The organism is Agromyces mariniharenae (assembly GCF_008122505.1).
In the GTDB taxonomy this organism is placed as follows: Bacteria; Actinomycetota; Actinomycetes; order Actinomycetales; family Microbacteriaceae; genus Agromyces; species Agromyces mariniharenae.
The window spans coordinates 2274459-2298527 of sequence record NZ_VSSB01000001.1; the positions used below are offsets into that span (position 1 = coordinate 2274459).

The following is a 24069-nucleotide window of genomic DNA, read 5'->3' on the forward strand; positions in this document are numbered from 1 at the left end:
TCTGCCACAATCGATCCCAGACCCTTCCAGCACCGCCCTAGGTTGTAATCCCAATGAAGTCAGACTCGAACAGGTGGATTGTCCTTGGCGAGCCTGCATCCGCCGCCGAGGCGGACGCGCTCGAGCGGTTCCGCGAGCTCCTGCCCGACGATGGCATCGCGACCGCATGGGTGAACCTCACCGCGATCAACCCGGACGGGCGGACCGACGAGATCGATGCGCTGCTCCTCACCAGAGCGGGGCTGTTCGTACTCGAGTTCAAGGGTTGGCACGGCGAGATCCACGGGAAGCCGACGACCTGGGAACGCAAGGTCGGCCGGCGGCACGACTTTGTCCCGAATCCGTACATCCTTACTGACAGCAAGGCCAAGCGGCTCGCGTCGACGCTCAAGGACGCTGCTGCGCACGTTCCTGGTAAGCCGCGTGTCCCGTTCGTCACGGCTCGGATCGTGCTGCACGGCAAGGACTCAAAGGTCTCGCTCGATGCGGCAACGGCCGTCCGGGTCCTGTCGCTTGACGGATACGGCGTGAAGGGTCTCCCACCCGGCAACACGGTCTCGCAGTTCCTCGCAACGCCGATCGCCGACCAGAAGCCTGTCGACGGTCCCCGTGCGAACGAGATTCGCAAGATCATTGAGGCCGCCGGCTTCCTGCCGACTCCGAAGACGCGAACCGTCGGTCACTACCAGCTCGACAATGCAGACCCGCTCGGCGAGGGCGCTGGTTGGCGCGACGTCCTCGTCACCCATCCGGACACCGGCAAGAAGCGCCGGATGCGACTGTTTGACGTGCCGCGCGGCGCGTCGGCCCAAGCGCTCCAGCAGATTGAGCTCAATGCGAAGCGTGAGTTCGCATTCACCGACGGCCTCTCATTCCCTGGCATCGCACGAGCGATCGAATACTTCGCCACCGACAACGGACCGGCGCTGCTCTTCGACTACCACCCCGACGACGTGCCGCTCGATGACTTCCTCGCAGGTGCGGGCGCCACGCTCGACCTCGACGCGCGGCTCGGCCTGATCCGAAGCGTCGGCGAGGTGCTCTCGTACGCCCACGCCCGCCGCTTGACGCATCGCGCGCTGACGCCCCGCCAGATCTACGTCCGGCCATCGGGTGCCACTCTTACGGTTGCGATCCGTGACTGGATGACCGCGCAACGATCCTCCTCGAGCACCACGAGTATGACGATCGTGTCGGGCGGTGTCTCCGAGGTGGACTCCCTCGTCGAGCACGCGTCCTGGGTGTACCTGGCGCCGGAGACTCTTCGGCACGACCCGGATGCGCCGCCGATCGCGCTCGACGTCTACGGTCTGGGTGCGGTCGCCTTCCTGATCCTGACCGGTAAGCCCCCGGCCCCGGGGATCAAGGACCTCATGGAGCGGGTCCAGACGTTCGAGAGCCTCGACCCGCTCTCCGTCAGCCCTGACCTGCCCGAGCCAGTCGCCGAGGTCATCACCAATGCGACGATGTTCCACGAGATCCACCGAACGATCGACATCGACTCCGTATTGGCGAGCCTCGAGTACGCGCTGGAGGAGATCACCCGCCCGGATGACGCCGATGAACCACGCGCAGCCGAGGGCGACCCGATCGACGCGTCCAAGGGCGAGACCATCGCCGAACGGTTCATCGTGCAAGACCGGCGCGGCTCGGGTTCGACGGGCACCGCCCTGCTGGTCGATGACGTCGAAGCCGTTGTGTCGGGCGTCATCCTGAAGCTGGCGCGCGATGACGCGGCCGCCGCCCGCCTGCACGTCGAGGCCGATGTGCTGCGCAATCTCGACCATCCGAGGGTCGTGAAGCTGATCGAGGGCCCAATTACGGTTGGTGAACGCACCGGGCTGGTTCTGTCGGATGCAGGTGCCGAGACTCTCGCCCTCAAACTCCAGAACGAGGGCCGGGCCACCATCGAGCAGCTCGAGCGGTTCGGTGCCGACCTGTTCGAAGCGGTCGCGTATCTCGACGGGCATGGCGTCTTCCACCGAGACATCAAGCCGGCAAACCTCGCCGTCGCGCCCGATCCCGGCACCCGCAAGCCACGGCTCAATCTCTTCGACTTCTCTTTGGCGAAAGAACCCGTACGCAACATTCAGTCAGGTTCTCGCCCGTACCTGGATCCGTTCCTTGTCATCATGCGGCGCCCGCAATACGACCGTGCCGCCGAACTCTATGCAGTGGCCGTGACTCTCTTCGAGATGGCGGTCGCCTCGACGCCATGGTGGGACAAGGGTGGGGCCGGGCCCACGGGTCCGGATGACAGTGCCGTCGTGCACGATGGCCTATTTGATGCAGGCGTGGCATCCGGACTTTCGACCTTCTTTCATCGCGCCTTTATGCCCAAGGCTTCCGCGCGCTTTGCGAACGTCAGCGAGATGGCGGAGGCATGGCGACGCGTCTTTGCCGAGGTTGACGCGGTTCCGGTCGATGAGGCGGATGCCTCGTCGAGCGACGCGCTCGCAGAGAACGCAGGCCTCGATACCCCCATCGCGCAGTCCGGACTGAGCGCCAGGGCGATCTCAGCACTCGCGCGAGTCGACGCCACGACCGTCGGCGAGCTGCTTGCGGTTCCACCGGTGAAGCTCAACGCCGTTCGAGGGATGGGTGAGCGTGTTCGCAAGGAGGTTCAGGGTCGCATCGCCGCGTGGCGTGCCCGATTGCTGAGCACGACGACGACTCCCGTGGCACCAGACCCCACCCGGCGCGAGTCGATCGAACGTCGAACCGCTGCGCTGGTTCCCCGGGCAACAGACGGCAATGCCGCCGAAGTCACGGCGCTCACGCAGCTTCTGGGGCTTGAGCCGAGAGTCGCGCAGCCTGCGGCGCCCGACTGGCCGTCGACGGCGGAGCTGTCCAAACTCACCGACCTGCCGGTCCAGGACGTTCTCCGCGTCATCGACACGGCTGTCGTGCGATGGAAAAAGAACGGTTCCCTTCGCGGCGTGCTCGATGACCTCGTCGAGACCCTGCTGAGTTGCGGTCGCGTCGCCACCGCCGACGAGCTGGCGTCGGCTCTGATGGTTGCATACGGCTCAGCGCTCGATGGCGCTGCGCGGCGGCGGCGGGCGCTGGGCCTCCTCCGTGCGGCCATCGAGACGGATGCCGCAGCCGCTACACCGCGCTTCCAGTTCCGCCGTACGCAGCGGGCAGAACCCGACATCCTCATCGCCTTGACCACGGCTGTGGCGTCGCCCGGCCAGCCCTCAGTGCCCATGGCTGATGCGATGCTCGACGTGGCGAACGCACTCGCACAGCGGGTCGACGCGCTCGTCGAATCAGGCGAGGTCATCGGCGGCTCGAGTGCGCGTGAGCAGCTTCGCGCTGTGGCTCCCGACGCTGCGCTCATCGATGACCAGCGACTCGTTGAGCTCGCGGTGAGTGCGTCGAGCGCTGCCGCACGGTCGAGCGTCGGCGAGGTTTACCCGAAGGGCATGGCCGGCGATCGCGCGGTCGAGACCGCCTTGCGGGGCATCGCAGTCCGTGACCTGACGCGCGATGGCATCATCCGCCGCACCGAGTCACGCTTCCCACTCGCCGGCCAGGTGCCGCACCGACCCGCTCTCGACGACGTCATCGCACGAACGCACCCACACCTCGTCTGGTCCGGCGATGCCTACCGTCCGCGTTCGACTGTGGGTGGCTCCTACAGCTCAACGACGCTCTCTCGTACTGATCTCGCGCAGTCGCTCCCGGCATCCGATCTTCATGCTCGCCTTCTCGGGTCTCTCGGCAGCAACGCGCCGCTGACGCTCGCGGTCAATCCGCGGCGTTACACGGAGGCGCGGCGATACCTCACGAACCGCTACGACGTGACCACCATTGATCTTGCAGCCGAGCTCGTGCGTCGCATGCACGCCACGGCCGACGAGCGCGGCGCGAAGTGGGCTGTCGTCAGTCGGGCGGATGCCTCGGAGCCGACGTCAATCGACTTCAAGCGGGTCAGCCAGATCGCACGCGAGGCATTCGAGCCATACTGGCGCGAGCTCTCAGCCGATCCGAATCCATTGCTGCTCACGAACGCTGCACCGATCGCTCGCTACGGCCTCACCGAGTACCTTGCCGAAATGTTCGACCTCGCTCGTCCGCGTCCCGCCGCGCGGTGGCTGCTCGTGCCGCACAAAGCGGCGAAGCCGACGCCGGATCTCGACGGGCGGCCGATCCCGCTCGGTCCCGATCGGTGGGTATCGCTACCCTCAGACCTCGCTGAACTGTTCCCTTCCTCGTCTGGAGTTGTTGCGTGATTGATACTGCCGCATTGCTGGCTGACCTGAAGCGGCGAGTGCGCCTGCTCGAAGACGATCTGCGTGCACGCGCTGAGGAGCGGGATGACGCGTGGGCGCAGGAGTTGCGTGCGGAGTATGACCGGGCGTTCGCGCGTGAGCGGACGGCCCTGTCATGGTCGGAGTGGCGCGACGGTGAGGTCACGCTCGCCTCCGTGGCATGGATCGTCGCGTGCGTGTTCGTGCGGTTCGCGGAGGACAACGGCTTGCTGGCGGGCGCTCGAGATGAGCGCGGCATCGAGGGGCCGTGGCTGTCGGGTCCCGGTGTCGCGCGTGATCGTGCAGTGGAGAACCAGACGGCGTTCCACAACGCCGTGCCGACGACGAACAGCCGCGACTGGTTCCACGTCGCCTTCGGCGTCCTTGCTGACCTGCCCGCGGGCAAGGCGCTACTGGATCGGCGCCACAACCCGGTGTGGTCGGCGCCGATCAGTGGCGCGGCGGCGGATGATCTCCTGGCCTTCTGGCGGCGGGCCGACCTGAGCGGCGAGGTCATGCACGACTTCACCGACGCGAATCTCGACACGCGGTTCCTCGGCGACCTGTACCAGGACCTCTCGGACTACGCGAAGAAGACCTACGCGCTGCTGCAGACGCCAGTGTTCGTGGAGGAGTTCATCCTCGACCGTACGTTGACTCCCGCGATCGACGAGTTCGGGCTTGAGGGGTTGAAGCTGATCGACCCGACGTGTGGGTCGGGTCACTTCCTGCTCGGCGCATTCGCCCGGCTGGATGACGCGTGGCTGGCCCATGCGCCGGGGCTTGATGCGAGGGCTCGCGTGCAGAAGGCGCTGGACTCGATCCATGGGGTGGACCTGAACCCGTTCGCGGTCGCGATCGCCCGGTTCCGGTTGACGGTCGCGGCGCTGCGCGCGTCGGCTGAGCCGACGCTGACGGATGCCCCGGTGTTCGGATTCCACCTCGCGGTCGGTGACTCCCTGCTGCGTTCGGAGGCGTCGACGCAGAAGCTGTCGATGGGGGACGACGAGGAGGAGTTCACCTACTCGGTCGAAGACGTCAAGGAGTACGCCGGAATCCTCGATCGCGGCCAGTATCACGTCGTGGTCGGCAATCCCCCATACATCCAGGTCAAGGACAAGGCCCTGAACCAGCGTTACCGGGAGCTGTTCAAGACCTGCTCCGGCAAGTACGCGCTCAGCGTGCCGTTTATGGAGCTGTTCTTTGAACTTGCGAAGCGGTCGGACGCCGCCGGTTCGGGTGCTGGCTATGTGGGCAAGATCACGTCGAACTCGTTCATGAAGCGCGAGTTCGGGAAGAAGGTGATCGAGAAGTTCCTATCAGGTGTAGATCCGTTCAGCCCGGTGGATCTGACCGGAGTGGTCGACACGTCGGGGGCGTACATTCCTGGGCACGGCACGCCGACCGTGATCCTGTTCGGTCGCCGCCGTCGTCCCGCACTCGACACGGTGCGCGCGGCGCTCGGCGTGCGAGGTGAGCCGGGGCAGCCGGCGGATCCGGCGTACGGCAAGGTGTGGACCGAGATCGTGGCCCATATTGACGAGCCCGGGTACAACGGAACGTACGTCACGATCAGTGACCTCAGCAGGGACAAGCTAGCTGCGCATCCATGGTCGCTGTCCGGCGGTGGTGCTGGGGAGCTGAAGGAGCTCCTCGACGATCGTGGCAATCGCACGCTGAGTCAGATCGCGGATTCGCTGGGGATCACGAGCTTTACCCTCGAGGATGACGTCTTCGTGCGTCCCGACACGGCCTGGCGAACCGCCGGGGTACAGATGACACGACCGATGGTGCTTGGTGATCAGCTGCGCGACTGGGCGTTTGGAGGCGATGACAGTGCATTATTCGCCTACGATTCGGCGTTCCGATCGCTTGACCTGGAGCGGAGCACTCCCGAGTTTCGCTGCATGTGGCCGTATCGATCGAACTTGTCGAACAACATCATGTTTGGTGGAGTAACAAAGGTGCAGTCGGGGCTGAAATGGACGGAGTTCGGACGGCTGACTGCCAGCAAGCTCGAAACTCCGCTCTCGATCATTTGGGCAGAGGTGGCGACGCACAATCACTTCGTGTTCGACAGGGGCGGGAAGGTCTTCAAGCAGACCGCACCGGTCATCAAGCTGCCAACTGGCGCGACCGATGATGAGCACTATGACCTACTAGGCATCCTCAATTCTTCTACCGCGTGCTTTTGGTTCAAGCAGGTCAGCCACAACAAGGGAAGCACGGTGGATACAAAAGGTGCCCGCCAGACCCAGTTGCCATGGGAGGACTTTTATCAGTTCAACGCAACGAAGGTTGGCGGACTTCCGCTTTCCTCCGAGCTACCGCGCGAGCGTGCAAGGAGGCTGGATCAGCTCGCATCCCGAATGCAAAACCTCGAGCCCGCGGGAGTCATCGCGGGCCTTGCAGCGGACGAACCGGTCGGCCCCGCAATCGCACGGGCTCGCGCTGAGCACGAGCGAGCGAGGAGCGAGGCGATCTTTGAGCAGGAGGAGCTCGACTGGGAGGTGTATTCCACGTACGGCCTAACGACAAGTGACCTTGCGGCCGCTCCAACGGCACAGCTGAAGCTCGGTGAGCGAGCATTCGAGATCGAGCTTGCGCGGAGAGTCGGATTAGGGGTCGAGAGTACAGCATGGTTCGCGCGACATGGGAGTACCCCGATTACCGAGCTCCCTGAGTCGTGGTCTGTCGAATATCGAGAAGTCGTTCAGCGCCGACTCGACGAGATGGTTACCAATCCGTGGATTAGATTGCTGGAACAGCCCGAGTACAAGCGGCGATGGGGAGGACCGTCGTGGGACGACCAGCTCCCGGGCGGGCTGCGCGGCGCCTTGCTCGACCGATTGGGATCCAGGGGCGTTTGGGTCGACGCGAATGGACGACCCGGCGTTCGGTCGGTCGCCGATCTCGCGGCGGCGCTGCGGCGCGATGCGCGTGCACGTGAGGTCGCTGAGCTGCTGGTTGGGTCGTCGGACGTCGACTATGTCGCGTTGGTGACCGATCTGCTGGGGAGTGAATCGATGCCGCACGTGGCGGTGCAGCGTTATAAGCCGGCGGGACTGGAGAAGTTCCGCGCCTGGCAGCATGTCTGGGAGCTCCAGCGAGCAGAAGACCGCGGCGAGAAGGTCTCGATCCCGGTGCCGCCGAGATACACGCAGGCCGATTTCCAGAAGTCGACCTATTGGAAGGTGCGCGGGAAGCTCGACGTGCCCAAGGAGCGGTTCATCTCGTATCCAGGTGCGGCGCTGCCGAACGACGACAGCGCGGTGTTCGGCTGGGCAGGCTGGGACCACGCGGAGCGGGGTCAGGCACTGCTGGGCCTGGCATCTGCGATGAGTGCCGAAGGTGCGTCATCCGACGCACTGATGCCGTTGTTCGCAGGGCTGGTGGAATTGGAGCCGTGGCTGCGGCAGTGGCACGCCGACATCGATCCGACGTTCGGCATGAGCCCGGCCGACGCAATCACCGGTGTATTCGAAGGACTTCTCGCCCAGCACGGCGTCAGCCGCGACGACGTGAACGCCTGGGCCCCGACTCCAACCGCCACGCGACGCGGCCGACGGCCTGCAAGCACCGATAAGGCAAACGCATGACCGAGCTGTACCTCACTTCGCCGCTGCGCGACCTGATCGACATCCCGGAGAAGGTCGACGCGTCCGACTTCGTGCTGCAACTCCACGAGGGTGTCGAGCACGCCGACCGTACACTCTCCGACTATGTCGTCACCGATTCCATCGCCGAGTCGCTCGACGATGCACTCGGTATCGTCGAGCGCACGTTCGCGGAGCGGCGCGCCAAGGGGGCGTTCATCCACGGCTCATTCGGTAGTGGTAAGTCGCATTTCATGGCCGTGCTTCACCTGCTACTCACCGGTAACGTCACCGCGCGCAAGCTCGATGGCCTCGCGAGCGTCGTAGATCGTAGGAGCAGCGTGCTCTCGCGGAGCGTGCTTGCAATCGACTATCACCTGCTTGGAGCCAAGAGCTTCGAGGATGAGCTGTTCAACGGGTATCTGAAGGCGGTTCGCAATGCGCATCCACATGCGCCCGCTCCGATGCTCCACGTCAGCGACAGCCTCCTCGCCGACGCCGCCAATGCACGAGCGCGAATGGGCGACGCTGCCTTTTTCGCCGCGATCAGTACGGGGGCAGACGACGGTTGGGGCGACTTCAGCGCACCCTGGGATGCCGAGAGCTTTGACGCGGCTATCCGAGCTGGCGGTGCCGAGCGAGACCGTCTCGTGACGGACCTCATCTCAACGCTCTACCAGTCATACACGCACGCCGGTCAGTGGCTCGACATCTCCAGCGGGCTCGAGCGCATGACGGAGCACGCCAAGAGCCTGGGATACGACGGCATCGTGCTTTTTCTCGACGAGCTCGTGCTCTGGCTCGGCCAGCATCTGTCGGACAGCGCGTTCATCCAGGAGGAGACCTCGAAGGTCGCAAAGCTGGTTGAGACGGGTGTCTCGTCGCTGCCAATCCCAATCGTCTCGTTCGTCGCCCGACAGCGCGATCTCAAAGACTTCCTCGGCGACAGCATCGATGGTGCACAGCAGCAGGCGATCGGCCAATCTTTCCAGTGGTGGGAGGACCGCTTCGAACGCATCGAGCTCAAGGCCGCCGACCTGCCGAAGATTGTGAAGCAGCGACTCCTTGCTCCGACCTCGGACGCCGCGGCATCCGTTCTGAGTGACGCCCTCGAAAGCGTGAAGCGCAGCGGTGCGTGGACGTACCTGATGACCGACGAGGTGAACTCCGACGAGCAGGACTTCGCTGACGTCTACCCGTTCTCGCCCGCACTCGTCGACTCGATGATCGCGTTGTCCTCGCTCATGCAGCGCGAGCGCACTGCTCTCAAGCTCATGGGCGAGCTACTCGCAGATGGGCGGAACGAGCTCACCGCATCCGACGTCGTCCCGGTCGGTGACCTGTTCGATCAGATCATGACCGGAAGCTCGACGCCGCTGACGAGCGACATGAAGCGGCGATTCTCGATCGCTCGGTCGTTCTACGACGAGAAGTTCCGACCGTACCTGCTGAACAAGCACAGCCTCACGGAGTCGGACGCGCGCGCCCTCAGTCGGAAGCATCCGTTCCGCACCGAAGACCGGCTCGCCAAGACGTTGCTCGTTGCTGATCTGGCGCCGGGCACGACATCCCTTCGCAATCTCACCGCGGCCAAGCTGGCTGCGCTGAATTACGGGACCATCAATTCGTACGTGGCAGGGGCGGAGGCCCAGCAGGTGCGGACGTGGGTCAGCCAGTGGGCACAGCAGTTCGGTGAGGTTTCAGTCGGCGAGGGTGTGGACCCGCTCATCGCGATTCACCTGAGTGGGGTCGACTACGACTCGATCCTCGAGCGCGTGGCATCCGAAGATAACCCCTCGAACCGCCGCGTGCTCCTCCGCGATCTCGTACAGAGCGAACTGAAACTGACTGGCGGCGGGCTCATTCGCGAGAAGCAGCTCACGCATGTCTGGCGCGGTCGCAAGCGAACTGTCGTGGCGATCTTCGGCAACGTGCGCGACCAGAATGACGTTCGGGACGAGGACCTGATCTCGTCGAGTGACGAGTGGAAACTCGTGATCGACTATCCCTATGACGCCGACGGAAGACCTCCTACGGATGACCTGGCGCGGCTGAGCGACCTGCAAGATGGGGGCGTCGAATCGCAGACCATCGTGTGGATCCCGAACTTCCTCACGCAAGACCGGCTCTCGGACCTCGGCAAGCTCGTGAAGCTCGAGCACGTGCTGCTGCCGAACCAGTTTGACCAGAATTCGAGCCATCTTCCTGCCACTGACCGGGAGCCGGCCCGGCAGGCACTCGAGAACCAGCGGAAGACGCTTCGCACCTCGATCATCTCGGCCCTGCGGCAGGCGTACGCCGTCTCGAGCAGAAAGCCCGGCGATGTGGATGACGACCTGACGTCGTCGGAGGTGTTCTCCACACTGTTTCCTGGGCTGAAGATCAGCCCGCCGGTGGCCGATGACTTGCTGAAGGGGCTGCAGTCGGCGCTCGAGCAGGCGTGGGCGGTGGAGTTTCCCGAGCACCCGGCATTCGAGCCCAGCGGCGCCGAGATCCGCACCACCGACCTTCGACGCGTCGTTGAGCTGGTCGAGACTGCGGTGACCTCGGGCGGTCGCGCCGAAGGACTCGGCCGGCCAGAGCAGGAGATCCTCAAGCGCATCGGCGTGCCGCTCGGGCTAGGAACGCTCAGCGAAAACGTGTTCGTCGCATCAATGGTGGAATTCCGATGGCGCGACACCTTATCGAAGTGGGCCGCCGAGGCGGACGATCGCATTGACGTGAAAACGCTGCGTGATCGACTCGCGGCCTGGGGTATGGCGCGTGACGTCGAGGACACACTCATTGCCAGCTGGGCGCTCATCGCTGACCGCGAGTGGGTGCGCGGAGAGACCGCAGTGCCGGCCCCCGCAGCCGGCTCGATCCCGAATGACCTCGTGCTTCGATCAGCGAACCTGCCGAGTGAGGCCGACTGGAAACGCGCGAACGAGGTCGCCGCCGCGGTGTTTGGCATGCCCAAGGAGCACGCACGGATCTCGACGGCGGTGCGGCGCTTCGGAGACGCCGTGCAGACGCGGGCACGAGAGGCAGTGGCAGCGTCTGATGGCCTGGTCTCTGAGCTTGTTCGTCATGCTCGAGACCTGGGTATCGCGACGGATGCACCACTCGGACGTCTCGCCACCGCGCGTCGCGCCCAGAGTCTTGTATCGGCTGTCGCCGGGGAGCGAAATCCGCTGGTCATCATCGAGCGGCTCGCGGCCACGGAGCTTGGAGCGGACGTCACTCCGCTGGCGCGGTCGACTTCGAGCGCGGCCGCCTTGCAGCGGAAGCTTGCCTCCGCCGATTGGGACACGTTCCGCGCAGCAGACGCGCTCGATGATGCGCCAGACGCTGCCCAAGCCATCGCTGCGCTTCGCGCGGCCGCAGCCGAGGACGAGTACGTCAGCCCGCTCGGCGACGTGCTAGATCGGGCGATGGTGGTGGCGCGACAAGCGGTGCTGGCCCGGGTTCGCAAGCACGAGCCGGGACCGCCGCCGACGCCGAGACTTGGTGACGGTGCGTCCGGCGCCGGACCGACGCTCGCTCCTGGATTGGACGACGATTCCGCCTCCGGAGCAGGGCCAATCGTGAACCCTGACGAGGTTGTCCTCCCCGATGTCGCGTCCATTACCTCCAACATCGACGCGCTGCGAGATGAAATTCGCGTCGCGATGGAGCAGGCACCGGGCAAGCGTGTTCGCATCAAATGGTGGCTCGAGTGACACCCGTCACCACTCACGTCCCCGTCGCAACCGAAGCCTCGGTGCAGGAACACGTCGCAGCATTCGCTGCGACGGCCAGAGCCGCAGAACGAGTGCTGATTCTGCGCGCGCAGTCATCGTGGAGTGGGCCGACGTCCATCGTCGCGGCGGGGCGCACGATCCGCATCGTCGAGGGCGTCTCCCAGCTCGCAATCCTCGACGAGCTGTACTCGCTTGAGCCCGAGGAATTGCTCGCGGTCGTCACTCCGCTCACCGAGGATGAGCTCGGATCCGCGATCCTGTTACAGGCGTACCACCAGCGCATCACCCGACTCGACGTCTGGAACCTCGTCCCCGGACTCTTTGGCGTGCGAAGCCAAGATGTCGATCCTGCCCTCCGAGCGATCGGCCAAAACTGGCTTCCCGAGGCGCTCTTGCGCTACCAGCCGGCGACGAGATGGCCGAAGCAGACCGGTCGACCCCTATCGACCGGTGTGGTCATTCGTTTGCTGCTCGCAGAGATCCTTGGCATATCGCTGCTCGAGGAGATCGACGCCGCACGGGTCCTTGAACAGCTCGAACGCCCTGACGCGCGAACACGTTGGCGCGAGCTTGACGAGCCCACGCGAGAAGGTCTCACCACGGCGGCCGGCAAGGTCTTGGGGGGCCACGTGGTGCTCGCGCTTCGCGCGGCGGCATCCGATAACCCGATCTCGATCGCGGCAATCGGTCTCGTTGCCGACGTGCTCTGGCCGGCCGGCGGCCGGTCGTCGCTGCAGGGAGAGGCGCTCGCCGCGCGCGTTCGGCTTGAGAAGCTGCTTGGCCCGAACATCGAGGAGCGAGATGCACGGGCCCTCGCGGACGCCTCGATCGCCGCCGGGCTCCGACGCGAAGCTCTCGGAGACGACGGGTTCGAGCACATCCTCGACCAGGCGGAGGCGCTCGCGAAGGACCTGGGTTGGGAAGCTGGCGCAGCGCAGTCTCGCTTCACGCGGGCCGGTATGTTCGCTCGGCTCGGCGAGGTTGGGCGAGCGATCAAGGCTTGGCTCGCCGGAGCGGCGGACGCTGCAGCACTCGCCGAGTCGGCCGTACGGAATCTGTCCGGGCACGCGTTCGCGGCGCGTTACGCGTCCGAAGTATTCGCGGCTCAGATGGCGGTGCGCCTCATGCGATGGATGTCGGTCGAGGTTAAGGCACCGGCTTCCCTTGACGAAACCCTCACCGCGTATGTGCACGACACTGGGTGGGCCGATCGGGCATTGTCAGCAACCTGGGTCGGGTCATCCGTCGCCGAGACTGCTGTTGCGTACGAGGCCCTGGTCGAGCGAGCTCGGGATCGCCGCGACCGCGAGGACGCAGCGGCCGCTGCGCTGGTCACCGGGGAAACCCACGCCGGTACGGTCATCCCCGTCGAGCAGCTGCTTGAACGCGTCGTGGTGCCGCTATCCACGCGGGTCCAGTCCCTCATTATCCTCATCGACGGCATGAGCATCGCGACCGCGACCGAGATTGCACAGGACGCGCAGCAGGCAGGCTGGGTCGAGGTGCTTCCCGACGGGCATCCGAGGAGGCTGGTCGCGCTCGCGGCGCTGCCCTCGCTCACCAGGTTCTCTCGCACCTCCTTCTTCGCGGGTGCGCTGTGCGCTGGGGACCAAACGACAGAGAAAGCGAAGTTCGCCGAGCGGGTTGGCGGTGTGGCCTTCCACAAGGACGACCTTCGGGCCGCGGGCGGGCACGAGCTCCCTCGCTCAGTGGTAGATGCGATCAACGACGGGAAGCGCAAGATCGTTGGCGTAGTACTGAACACCATCGACGATGCGCTCGCCAAGCATGACCCGGGTGGCACTCGCTGGAATCTCGCCGCCGTGCAGCACCTTCGGGCGCTCCTGGACGCCGCGGCGTTGGCGGGCAGGGCTGTCGTGTTGACATCCGACCATGGACACGTAATCGAGCGCGGGGGCGAGTACCGTCCGATCGCCGGTGGCTCGGGCGGAGCACGATGGCGCACGGTTGACAGCGGGGCGCTCGCTAAGGACGAGATCGTCGTCATGGGGTCGCGGGTGCTGAGCCCCGAGGGCCGCGCGATCCTCGCAGTCGACGAGCGCCTGCGCTACATGCCCAAGGCGGCCGGGTACCACGGTGGCGCGAGCCTCGCCGAGCTCACGGTGCCGGTGATCGTCTTGCGAAACGCCCGCGGCGGGGAGATTCCCGGTTGGCCTGATGCCGTGCCGCAGACGCCGACGTGGTGGAACGAGTCCGCGACAGTCGGCGCAGCACCCGCTCCGACCAAGGCTGCGCGACGACCGGCACGACGCGTCACCGAGCAGACCCCCGCGATGTTCGACATAGAGGTGGGCGGCGAGCACGAATCGAGTCTCTCGTCCCGTCTCGTGGCATCCGATCTCTACCGTTCGCAGAAGACTCGTGCTGGCCGGCACGCGTTGTCAGACGAGGTGGTCACCCGCGCCATAGATGTGCTTCACACACAGGGCGGCCGTGCCCACCGGGATGCATTCGGTGCGGGGCTCGGCATCGCCACGACGGCGATTGACCAGACCCTCGCTGCGCTCCGAAGGCTGCTGAACGTCGAGGGCTACGATGTGATCTCGCTCGACCGCGATGGCGTGACGATCTTGCTCGACGTCGACCTGCTGCGCGAACAGTTCAAGGTGAGGTAGCCCGTGGACATCAGCCCCCGACGACGCCGAGACATCATCGACGCGCTGCGCCGGGGCACCGTGCCCGACCGCGGCCTTGACGTCATGGCCGTCGGGCTCGATCGGTTCGACGCGACCGTGCGAGACGAGCTCGACGCGGTCGCGCAGGGTGGGGCGTCGTTCAAAGCGGTGCGAGGCGAGTACGGCTCTGGCAAGACGTTCTTCGCCCGGTGGCTCAGTGAGACCGCGAAGAAGCAAGGATTCGCGACCGCCGAAATTCAGATCTCGGAGACCGAGACTCCGCTTCACCGCTTAGAGACCGTCTATCGGCGGATCATCGAGAATCTTGCGACGGCGGAGGCACAGCCGAGCGCATTTCGCGAAGTGATTGACGGCTGGTTCCACGTGCTCGAGGGCGACGCCATCGATGCTGGCGCAAACGGCGCCGACCCGCACGAGCTCGCAACCGCCGCCGACGCGCTCATGGAGCGGCGGCTGAGCAACGTCAGTAAGACGGCGCCGGCGTTCGCGACCGCACTCCGCGGCTACCGTGCCGCCGTACGGGCTGGCGATGCCGCCCAAGCTGAGGGTCTGCTCGCGTGGCTTGCCGGACAGCCGCACGTCGCCGCGGCCGTGCGGCGAGGTGCTGGCGTGCGAGGAGAGCTCGACCACTTCGGAGCGCTCGGGTTCCTGCAGGGGCTCTTGACCGTACTGCGCGACTCGGACTACCGCGGCCTCGTCGTCATCCTCGATGAGGTCGAGACGCTGCAGCGGGTGCGATCCGACGTCCGCGAAAAGTCGTTGAACTCACTGCGCCAGCTCGTCGATGAGGTCGACGCCGGGCGGTTCCCGGGCCTCTACATTCTCATCACGGGCACGCCAGCGTTCTTCGACGGGCCACAGGGAATGCAGCGACTGCCACCTCTTGCGCAGCGGATCGCTGCTGACTTCAGCGGCGACCCCCGCTTCGACAATCCGCGGGCGCCGCAGGTTCGGCTCACGGGGTTCACCGAGACATCCCTGCACGAATTGGGTGCGCGCATCCGAGAGGTGTACGCCAGCGGGCAGCCGACACAGGACCGACTCCTAACGCACGTTGATGACGCGTTCCTGACCGAGCTCGGCTCGTCGATCGCCGGGCAGTTGGGTGGCCGAGTTGGAGTCGCGCCGCGTCTGTATCTGCGACGGCTGGTCGACATCCTGGATCGGGTCGACCAATTCGAGGAGTACGAACCGAGACGGGACGCGCTCGGTGCGATTCCTGCTGCAGACATGACCGCGGCCGAGCTCGCGGTCACTCGGTTCGGCGGCGAGCATGCGCCGGCCGGGGGAGTGGATGATGTCGACCTCGACGTCTGATTGGGGCGGACCCAGCGATCAACTGAGCGCAGCGATCGAGTACCACATCGTCAATGCGCTGGGGTGGACGCAGCTTCGGCCCTTGCAGCAGGCCGCTATCGCTCCGGTGCGATCCGGTGCAGACTGTCTGCTCATCGCGCCCACCGCCGGTGGGAAGACCGAAGCAGCAATGTTCCCGGTGCTCTCCAATATGGTCGACGACGGATGGCGCGGACTCACGGTCATCTACGTCACCCCGTTGAAGGCGCTCCTCAACAATCTGCACCCCCGGCTGGAGATCTACGCGGCGTGGGTGGGGCGCCGGGTCGGACTGTGGCACGGTGACATCGGGGATGGTGAGCGTCGGCGGATTCTCGCCGACCCGCCGGACGTGCTCCTTACTACTCCCGAGTCGCTCGAGGCGATGCTCGTGTCGCGACGGGTCGATCACCGATCGTTCTTCGCGACCGTGCGCGCGATCATCATCGACGAACTTCACGCGTTCGCGTCTGCGGATCGCGGCTGGCACCTCCTGGCAGTGCTTGAGCGGATCCAGCGACTCGCCGGGAGGCGGATTCAGCGCATCGGGTTGTCGGCGACCGTGGGAAACCCCGACGAGATCCTGACGTGGATGCAGGGCTCCAACACCCAGACCGGGGTCGATCGCCAAGTCGTTGCTGACCGCGGCGGCACAGCATCCGCCCCCGATGTCACGCTTGACTACGTCGGATCAGTCGAAAACGCCGCTGAGGTTCTTTCGCGGCTGTACGTCGGCGAGAAGCGACTGGTGTTTTGCCAATCTCGGGCGCAGGCCGAGGAGCTCGCGTTCGAGCTACGTCAGCGACGTGTGACGACATTCGTCTCACACTCCTCGCTGTCGGTGGATGAACGGCGCCAGTCGGAGCGAGCCTTCGCCGAGGCGCGTGATTGCGTCATCGTCGCGACATCCACACTCGAGCTTGGGATCGACATCGGGGACCTTGACCGGATGGTCCAGATCGACGCGCCGTTCAGCGTCGCGTCGTTCCTGCAGCGACTTGGACGAACGGGCCGGCGCCCCGGCACAGTGCGGAACGCGCTCTTTCTCGCCACGGACCTCGACAACTTTCTCCGGGCCGCCGGTCTCCTCCACCTCTGGTCGCGCGGTTACGTGGAGCCTGTGCTTCCGCCGCCGCATCCGCGACACATCGCCGCCCAGCAGTTCCTGGCGCTCGCGTTGCAGGAAGGACGGTTCCCCGCGAACGGTTGGCATGACTGGTGGTCGGGGTGCGCTGTGATGGATGATGCCGACGAGGTGCTCGACTACCTGCGCAATGAGCAGTATCTCGTCGAGGATGGCGGGTTCATTTTCATCGGGCCGGCGGCCGAGCGAGACTTCGGTCGCCGCCACTTCATGGATCTGCTGTCCTCCTTCATCGCCGACCTTGAACTGCGCGTCGTTGCTGGGGTACGCGAGATCGGATCGGTCTCGCCGCTGTCGATGACTCGAGACGTCGTGGACGGCCGAAAGCCACTCTTGCTGGCCGGTCGCGCGTGGAAGGTGCAATCGGTCACCTGGCAGAAGCATGAAGTTGTCGTGAACGAAGACCCGGAGAAGGGCAAGGTGCGGTGGGCATCCGAGCCCATCGCCGAGTCGTTCGAGATGATGCGTGCTCGTCGAGAGGTGCTCCTCGGGGTCGATCCCGCGGTGAAGTTGTCGAAGCGAGCAACCGTGCGGCTCGAGGATGGGCGTCTGCTGCACGCTGAGCACGTCGATGACGGTGGACAGGTGATGCAACGCGGCGGCATGGGCGTCAGGTTCTGGACCTGGGGCGGGCTGCGGGCAAACCAGACGCTTATCGCGGCCATGGGACTAGCTGACTCCGCGGCGGCGTCAAACGAGGGCATTCTCCTGCCATTTGAGATAGGTGTCGGGGACCTGAGGCGCGCCGATGTGCTGGAGGCAGTGCCGTGGCTTGCCGCGGACGCTGTGGCAGGGCTGAAGTTCTCAGCGGCGCTGCCTGGAGCGTTGGCTCAACAAACTCTGGCGGAGCGTTTCGCCGATCGGGCCGGGGCGTTGCGGATCGCGACGGATCCGGTCGCTCTCGTGCCCAACAGCCGCGAGTAGACCGGTCCTCTTGAGCACATTCCGGTATCACGTGGCCACCAGCTACAGGTCTCCGCAGTTCCCCGCCGCACGGCGTAGACGATGAGTGCCTCGAGAACGTCATGGAGACGAGCCGAAATGATCTCTTCGGCGAGCTCGAGGCATGCGATTTACTGATCTGATGAAGCCATCGTGCGCCATATTGAAGATGCGGCCTGATCGACAGAGCCACGGACTGTTTTCCGATGACTAGATCGATTTTGAAGGAAGTAGGCGCATTATGAGCTGGTGTTCCTCAGAAGTTGATGACGGCAGCCGCGCCGAACTGGTGTCACCATGAGGCCGTCCGAGACCTCGCGCGGCCTCGTTTGGCTTGAGCAGTTTGAGCAGGACGATCGCGAAGCGGCAGCGAAGCTAATCGATTCCCTTCGGTTTGTCCCCGGTGGCGATGTGATCGCAGGTGTCCGGCGTGCAACCGAGGATTTTGTCTTGTCTCACCCGCAGCGAACGCCAGTCGCCCTTGTCCCGGTTCTCGCACATGAGGACTTGCGTCCCCGCCCGGGGATGCATCTTTCCGACCGGCCAACCGTGTTCGAGCACTTTGACCCATCGCAGGACCTAGATAGCGAGCCAGGCAGCGAAGCGCTGATGGCGCATCTAGTGAATGAGGTCCGGCGCGCAACACCCCAGGAGTTGTTGGTCCCGACGCCGTTGACGCTTGAGGGGCTTAGGGGCGTAAGGGCGCGCACCTTATTGTTTCTGACGGACTACATCGGGTCAGGTCATCAGGTAATCACTTACGTCGACGCTTGGTGCCGCCACCCCACCATCCGGAGTTGGCGCTCATTTGGCTTCATAAGAGTTGTAGTGATGGCCTACGCAAGCACTATCGCGGGAAAACGACTAGTCGAAGCGGACACGCACATCGACGCTTTGGAACTAGTCGAAGTCGCGCCGGCGTTGGGCGCTTGGACCAGAATCATCGACGATCCGAAAATCGCTGAGGTGTGCCGCCTCTATGCCAGGCGGGGGCGCCTGAGAGGCGCGCCCCTCGGCTATCAAGATAGCGCTGGGTTATTCGCGACCTCGTTCTCCGTGCCCAACAATCTGCCGGCGATCCTCATCCGTCGCTCTCCGCGATGGATGCCTTTCTTCGAAGGACGATCCGTGACTGCAACGCTCGCCGAAGAGATCGGTGAGCATCATCCAGATATAGAAGTCGCCGACGAAGTTGCCGCAGTAGGAGACGCTCGACTTGCCGCCCGCTACAGAGAGGGCGGTATTGAGGCGAGGTGGCACGACTACCTAGGACTCCTAGCACTCCTGCCCAAGTCCGAAGAGGAAATTGCCTTGGCGCTGGGACTCACCATTCCGGAAGTCCGAAGCCTCCGAAGCGTCGTTGTCCGCCTCGGACTAGTTGACCAATCCGGCCGTTTGACGCCAGCCGGCAAGCAGACTCTGGTCTCAAATCGGCGGAAGCCTCGAATTGTATCCGCTGGGCTTCGTCCAGATGCGTCGCCGTACTACCCTCGGCTTACGAGGTGAGGAGGGAGCGTTCGCTTAGTGATGAAGCTGCCGCCTTGCGGCAGCTCGCTAGGGCGCAACCACAGTGTTGCGCCCGTAGGTCCTGGCTAACCACGACCGTAGGACGAGCCGAGGCTACGCGTGGAGCTGGATGGCAAGTTCCTGTCCTCGATGACTCGGGGCCTTCCCATCCAGACCTGCGTGACCCTGCCGGGTCGAAGGGTAAGTGAACATGCGCCCTCCTCACCTCTATTACCGCGACGGGATTGCGCTCGGTGTTGATCCGGACGTTCTCGAGCGCGCTGCGGACGAGCGAGCACGCCTAAGAGCGCAGGGAGCATATCCGTTGCTCTCCCTCGCGCATCTCGCCCATGAAACGGGAGCCAGCTACACCTACCTGCGAGAGGTCGTCAGCCGCACTCGCGACCCATACCAGGATGTAGCCATCCCAAAGGCAGACGGCGGAACGCGGCCAATCTCGGCGCCGGAACCCATTCTGATGGATGTTCAACGATGGATCTTGAAGCATCTTCTGGAACGGACGCCGACGCACCCGGCGAGCTTCGCGTACCGTCCAGGTACTTCCATAGTGCACTGTGCTGAGCAGCACGCCGGGGCCAGTTGGATGGTGAAGATGGATCTACATGACTTCTTCGGCACAGTCACCGAAACCTCGGTGTACCGGGTCTTTCGCCGACTTGGGTATGCAAAGCTCGTCTCCTTTGAGCTGGCGAGGATAACCACTCGAGCGCAGAACGCACGGTACGCACCTTGGCTGGCTGGGAACCGAACGATCCGCGCATACTCTGTAGATGCCGAAGGCGTTCTACCCCAGGGTGGCCCGTCTAGCGGTCAGTTAGCAAACGCCGCCGCCACTCGACTGGACCGGCTAATACAGTCCTTTGCGCTGGAAGCCGGCCTCACCTATACGCGTTACTCTGACGACTTAATGTTCTCAAGTCACGCTGCGTTCCGTCGTGTGGATGCGGTCAACGTGATCCGTCGGGTTTCAGGCTTGACGCGTGCCGCCGGGTTCTCTCCGCATCGGAATAAATCGCGAATCGTGCCACCTGGCGCTCGTCGAGTCGTGCTGGGATTGCTTGTCGATGATTCCGTTCGGCTCCTTCCCGAACACCGGAGAAGGATTGAGGTGCATATTCGAGCGTGCGAGAAGTTCGGGCTGGCGGAACATGCGGCCCATCGCGGATTCGACTCCGTATTCTCGTTCGTAGATCACCTCGACGGCTGGATCTCGTTCGCGCTTGGCGTCGAACGAGACCGAGCGATGGTGTGGCGCTCACGCTTCAATCACGTGTTAAGTGGGGCGGGACTTCTGAGCGCGATTCAGCGGGTCTAGTTGGGCGCATTTTCCCGCGCCTTCATAGGTAGCAGGTGATGTACTTCTAACCCCGCGCCCGGAGCCGCCGGCTCGCAGTTATGCCGGCGTTCAACTAGGTCCGATGGTGCTGCCACCGTATGGCATCCGCTGGAGGCAGCGACATACGTTCACAGAAGGTAACCCTTGCCGTGCCGCACAAATGCCGATGCGGGTGCGTTCGACTCCCACATGACGCCGCCGATGTCCTCTCACTGGTATGCAGCAGCCGGGCGGCGAGGTTGCGCAGTGCGCGCAGACCGCGAGCTCGTCGCCACGACTGTCACGGTCTGGTCGGGCCCCGCCCGGGCCTCACTGCGGGCTGACTCGTCGATGGTTCTGGCCGCAGTTCCCCGGGAACTCCCGCAAGACCTCGGCGGCACCATCTCGCCGGCCATAGACTCCCCAACATATGGACGAGTCGGCCGCCCTCGACACAACCGCGGCGCGCGCCGTCGAGACGGCTGACCGCGAGCGCGTGCTGTGGGCGGATGCCGATCGCGAGTGGGCGAGCCGGGCGGCCGCGACGATCGTGGGGGAGCGGGCGAGCGCGGAGGAGTTCCTCGGGCGGCGGGCGCAGCTCGTGCTCGAGCGGATCGGGACGCGCCAGCCGGCCGTGACGCGCACCGTGCGCGGCATCCGATGGCGGCCGTGGGTGGGCGTCGTGACCGTGATCGCGGCGTTCCTGTTCGGCGTGGTCATCGACCGCATCGGCGGCGGGTCGAGCATCAACCTGCTCGCGCCGCCGGTGTTCGCGCTCGTCGCGTGGAACCTGGTCGTGTACGTCTGGCTGCTCGTGCGGCCGCTGGTGCTCGGGCGCGGCGCGGCGGGTCCGGTGCGGTCGCTGCTCATCCGGGTCGCGTCGGTGCGAGCACCGCTTCGTAGCGAGCCGACGGATGCCGCGACCGCCGCCCGGCGCACCATGCTCGCCGCACTTCCGCGCGAGTGGGCGCGCGTCGCCGCTCCCCTCTACTCTGCGCGCGCCGCGCGCGTGCTGCACCTCGCCGCCGCGGCGACCGCGCTCGGCGTGATCGCCGGCCTCTACCTGCGCGGGCTCGCGTTCGAGTACCGCGCGTCGTGGGAGAGCACGTTCCTCGGCGCCGAGCAGGTGCACGCGCTGCTGAGCGTGACGCTCGCGCCGGGCTCGTGGATCACCGGCATCCCGGTGCCCGACGTCGCCGCGATCGAGGCGATCCGCGCGCCCGCGAGCGAGAACGCCGCCATGTGGATGCACCTCATGGCCGGCACGGTCGCCGTCGTCGTCATCGTGCCGCGGCTCGTTCTCGCCCTCGTGGCCGGGCTGGTCGAGCGGCGCCGCGCGAGGCGCGTGCGGCTGCCGCTCGATGAACCGTACTACCGCCGGCTCGTCGCCGGGTGGGTGGGCGAAGCGACGCGCGTGCGCGTCATCCCGTACAGCTACACCCTCACGCCCGAAGCCCGGGCGGGGCTCGAGGCGATCCTCGCGCGGGCGTACGGCAACGCGGTCGCGACGATCGACGAGCCCGTCGGGTGGGGCGATGACGAGTGGTTGAGTCCGGCGACGGATGCCGCGGGCGGCGGGTCCGAGGTGCGAGTCGCGTTGTTCGGGCTCACGGCGACGCCGGAGGAGGATGCGCATGGGGCGTTCCTCACCGAGCTTTGGTCGGGGAGTGGGCGTGGCGGGGCATCCGGTGGAAGCGCCGTGCTGGTGGATGAGTCGGGGTTCCTGGCGCGGTGGGGTCAGGATGCGCAGCGGCGCGAGGAGCGGCGGGCGGCGTGGCGCGAGCTGGTCGAGGCGCACGGCGGGCGTGCGGTGTTCGTGGATCTCGGTGCGCCCGATCTGGCGGCGGCTGAGGCGGAGCTTGGGGATGCGGCATCCGTTCATGACAGCGACGGGAGGCGGGGAGGGTGAGCGGGGGCGAGCTCTCGCGGTCGTCGAGTAGCGCCGCCGCAGGCGACGCGTATCGAGACGTGGGCAGGGGTCTCGATACGCGTCCGGCTCCGCCGGGCGCTACTCGACCACCGGCGGCGGAGGTGCCCGGCCTCGACGCCGGCGCCGTGTCGCTGTCGCTCATCTCGCACACGAATGCGGGCAAGACGACGCTCGCGCGCACGCTGCTCGGACGCGACGTCGGCGAGGTGCGCGACGCCCCGCACGTCACCGCCGAGGCGACGCCGTATCCGCTCGTGCAGACGACCGACGGCGACCTGCTCACGCTGTGGGACACCCCGGGCTTCGGCGACAGCGTGCGGCTCGCGCGCCGGCTGCGGCAGGACCGTAACCCCATCGGGTGGTTCCTCTCGCAGGTGTGGGACCGCTACCAGGACCGCGCCCTGTGGCTCAGCCAGCTCGCGGTGCGCAACGTCGCCGAGCAGACCGACGTGGTGCTCTACCTCGTGAACGCGTCCGAGTCGCCCGCCGACGCCGGCTACCTCGCGCCCGAGCTCGAGGTGCTCGAGTGGATCGGCAAGCCCGTGCTCGTGCTGCTGAACCAGACCGGTCCGCGGCGCGAGCGCTCTCTTGAGGCAGCGGATGCCGCGCGGTGGCGCGCCGCGCTCGCCTCCTCGGGGCATGTGCGCGAGGTGCTCGCCTTCGACGCGTTCGCCCGCTGCTGGGTGCAGGAGTTCACGCTGTTCCGGGCGATCGAACCGCTGGTTCCGGATGCCTCGCGGCCGGCGTTCGCGCGGTTGTCGGAGGCGTGGCGGGAGCTGCGGATGTCCGCGTTCTCCTCGGCTGTGGGGGCGCTCGCCGGGCCGATCGCGCGGGCCGCCGTCGATCGGGAGACGTTGCCGACCGAGCCGACGCTGCCGAAGAAGGTCGGCGGGTCGCTCGGCCTGCCGAGTCCGGCGCGCACGCAGGCCCGAGCGGATGCGGCATCCGATCTGGCTGCTCGGCTGGAGGCCGACCTGCGTCAGAGCATGGAGCGGCTCATCGCGATCCACGGGCTCGAGGGACGCGCGGCCGACGAGGTGCTCGAGCGGGTGGCGGGCGACATCCGCATGGACGCGCCGCTCGACGAGACCCGCACCGCCGCGGTGGGCGGGGTCGTCTCTGGGGCGCTGACGGGGCTCGGCGCCGACCTGCTCGCGGGTGGGCTCACGTTCGGGGCGGGCATGGTCGCGGGCGCGATCCTCGGTGCGCTCGGCGGCGCGGGTGTCGCGCGCGGCGTCAATGTCGTGCGCGGACGTAGCGATTCAAGCCTGCGGTGGGAGGAGGCGTTCCTCGACGGGCTCGTGACGTCGGCGCTGCTGCGGTACCTCGCCGTCGCGCACTACGGACGCGGGCGCGGCACCTGGCGGCAGGGCGAGTACCCGCCGCACTGGCGTCCGATGGTCGTCGACGCGGTGGTCGCGGAGGGCGATCGGCTCGCGGTGATCTGGTCGCGCCGCGGCGAGGGCGAGGAGGTGCTGCAGCGAGAGCTCGAGGAGGTGCTCGAGGACCTGGCGCTCGGGCTGCTCGACGAGCTGTACCCGGGGGCGCTCGAGCCGCCACCTCTTGGTGATCAAATCTACTAATCTCGGCTTCGGAAAGTTCTCCACAGTTCGAACATTTCTCCCCATCACCGAGCCTCCGATGG

The 24069-nt window shown here is 65.9% G+C and carries 10 protein-coding genes; all 10 read left to right on the forward strand.

Going from position 1 to position 24069, the window contains the following annotated elements; translation table 11 throughout:
- The first annotated feature begins 53 nt into the window (after positions 1-53).
- The 10 genes from pglW to FYC51_RS10590 all read left to right on the forward strand — a co-directional run bounded on the left by pglW (position 54) and on the right by FYC51_RS10590 (position 24007).
- Complete coding sequence (gene pglW / locus FYC51_RS10545; RefSeq protein WP_148733491.1) at positions 54-4238, forward strand: BREX system serine/threonine kinase PglW; 4185 nt, start codon at positions 54-56, stop codon at positions 4236-4238.
- Entirely contained in the window at positions 4235-7855 is a 3621-nt protein-coding gene (pglX, locus tag FYC51_RS10550) for a BREX-2 system adenine-specific DNA-methyltransferase PglX (RefSeq protein ID WP_148733492.1), read from the forward strand. The genes pglW and pglX overlap by 4 nt, the downstream gene beginning before the upstream one ends.
- Complete coding sequence (locus tag FYC51_RS10555; protein WP_148733493.1) at positions 7852-11553, forward strand: DUF6079 family protein; 3702 nt, start codon at positions 7852-7854, stop codon at positions 11551-11553. The genes pglX and FYC51_RS10555 overlap by 4 nt, the downstream gene beginning before the upstream one ends.
- Positions 11550-14210: a BREX-2 system phosphatase PglZ gene (pglZ, locus tag FYC51_RS10560; RefSeq protein WP_187432583.1), complete on the forward strand. Its 2661-nt coding sequence runs from the start codon at positions 11550-11552 to the stop codon at positions 14208-14210. The genes FYC51_RS10555 and pglZ overlap by 4 nt, the downstream gene beginning before the upstream one ends.
- 3 nt (positions 14211-14213) lie before the next feature.
- Positions 14214-15548, forward strand: coding sequence for a BREX system ATP-binding protein BrxD (gene brxD / locus FYC51_RS10565; RefSeq protein WP_148733495.1), 1335 nt, complete (start codon positions 14214-14216; stop codon positions 15546-15548).
- On the forward strand, positions 15529-17634 hold the full coding sequence (locus tag FYC51_RS10570) for a DEAD/DEAH box helicase (RefSeq protein WP_148733496.1): 2106 nt from the start codon (positions 15529-15531) through the stop codon (positions 17632-17634). The genes brxD and FYC51_RS10570 overlap by 20 nt, the downstream gene beginning before the upstream one ends.
- 315 nt (positions 17635-17949) lie before the next feature.
- Positions 17950-19158, forward strand: a complete 1209-nt coding sequence (locus tag FYC51_RS10575; RefSeq protein ID WP_420797234.1) for a phosphoribosyltransferase-like protein — start codon at positions 17950-17952, stop codon at positions 19156-19158.
- 211 nt (positions 19159-19369) lie between these two features.
- On the forward strand, positions 19370-20494 hold the full coding sequence (locus tag FYC51_RS10580) for a reverse transcriptase family protein (protein WP_148733498.1): 1125 nt from the start codon (positions 19370-19372) through the stop codon (positions 20492-20494).
- A 430-nt stretch (positions 20495-20924) separates the two neighbouring features.
- Positions 20925-22403: a DUF2868 domain-containing protein gene (locus FYC51_RS10585; protein WP_148733499.1), complete on the forward strand. Its 1479-nt coding sequence runs from the start codon at positions 20925-20927 to the stop codon at positions 22401-22403.
- Complete coding sequence (locus tag FYC51_RS10590; protein WP_222863234.1) at positions 22400-24007, forward strand: DUF3482 domain-containing protein; 1608 nt, start codon at positions 22400-22402, stop codon at positions 24005-24007. Before FYC51_RS10585 ends, FYC51_RS10590 begins: the two co-directional genes overlap by 4 nt.
- The last annotated feature ends 62 nt before the right edge of the window (positions 24008-24069 follow it).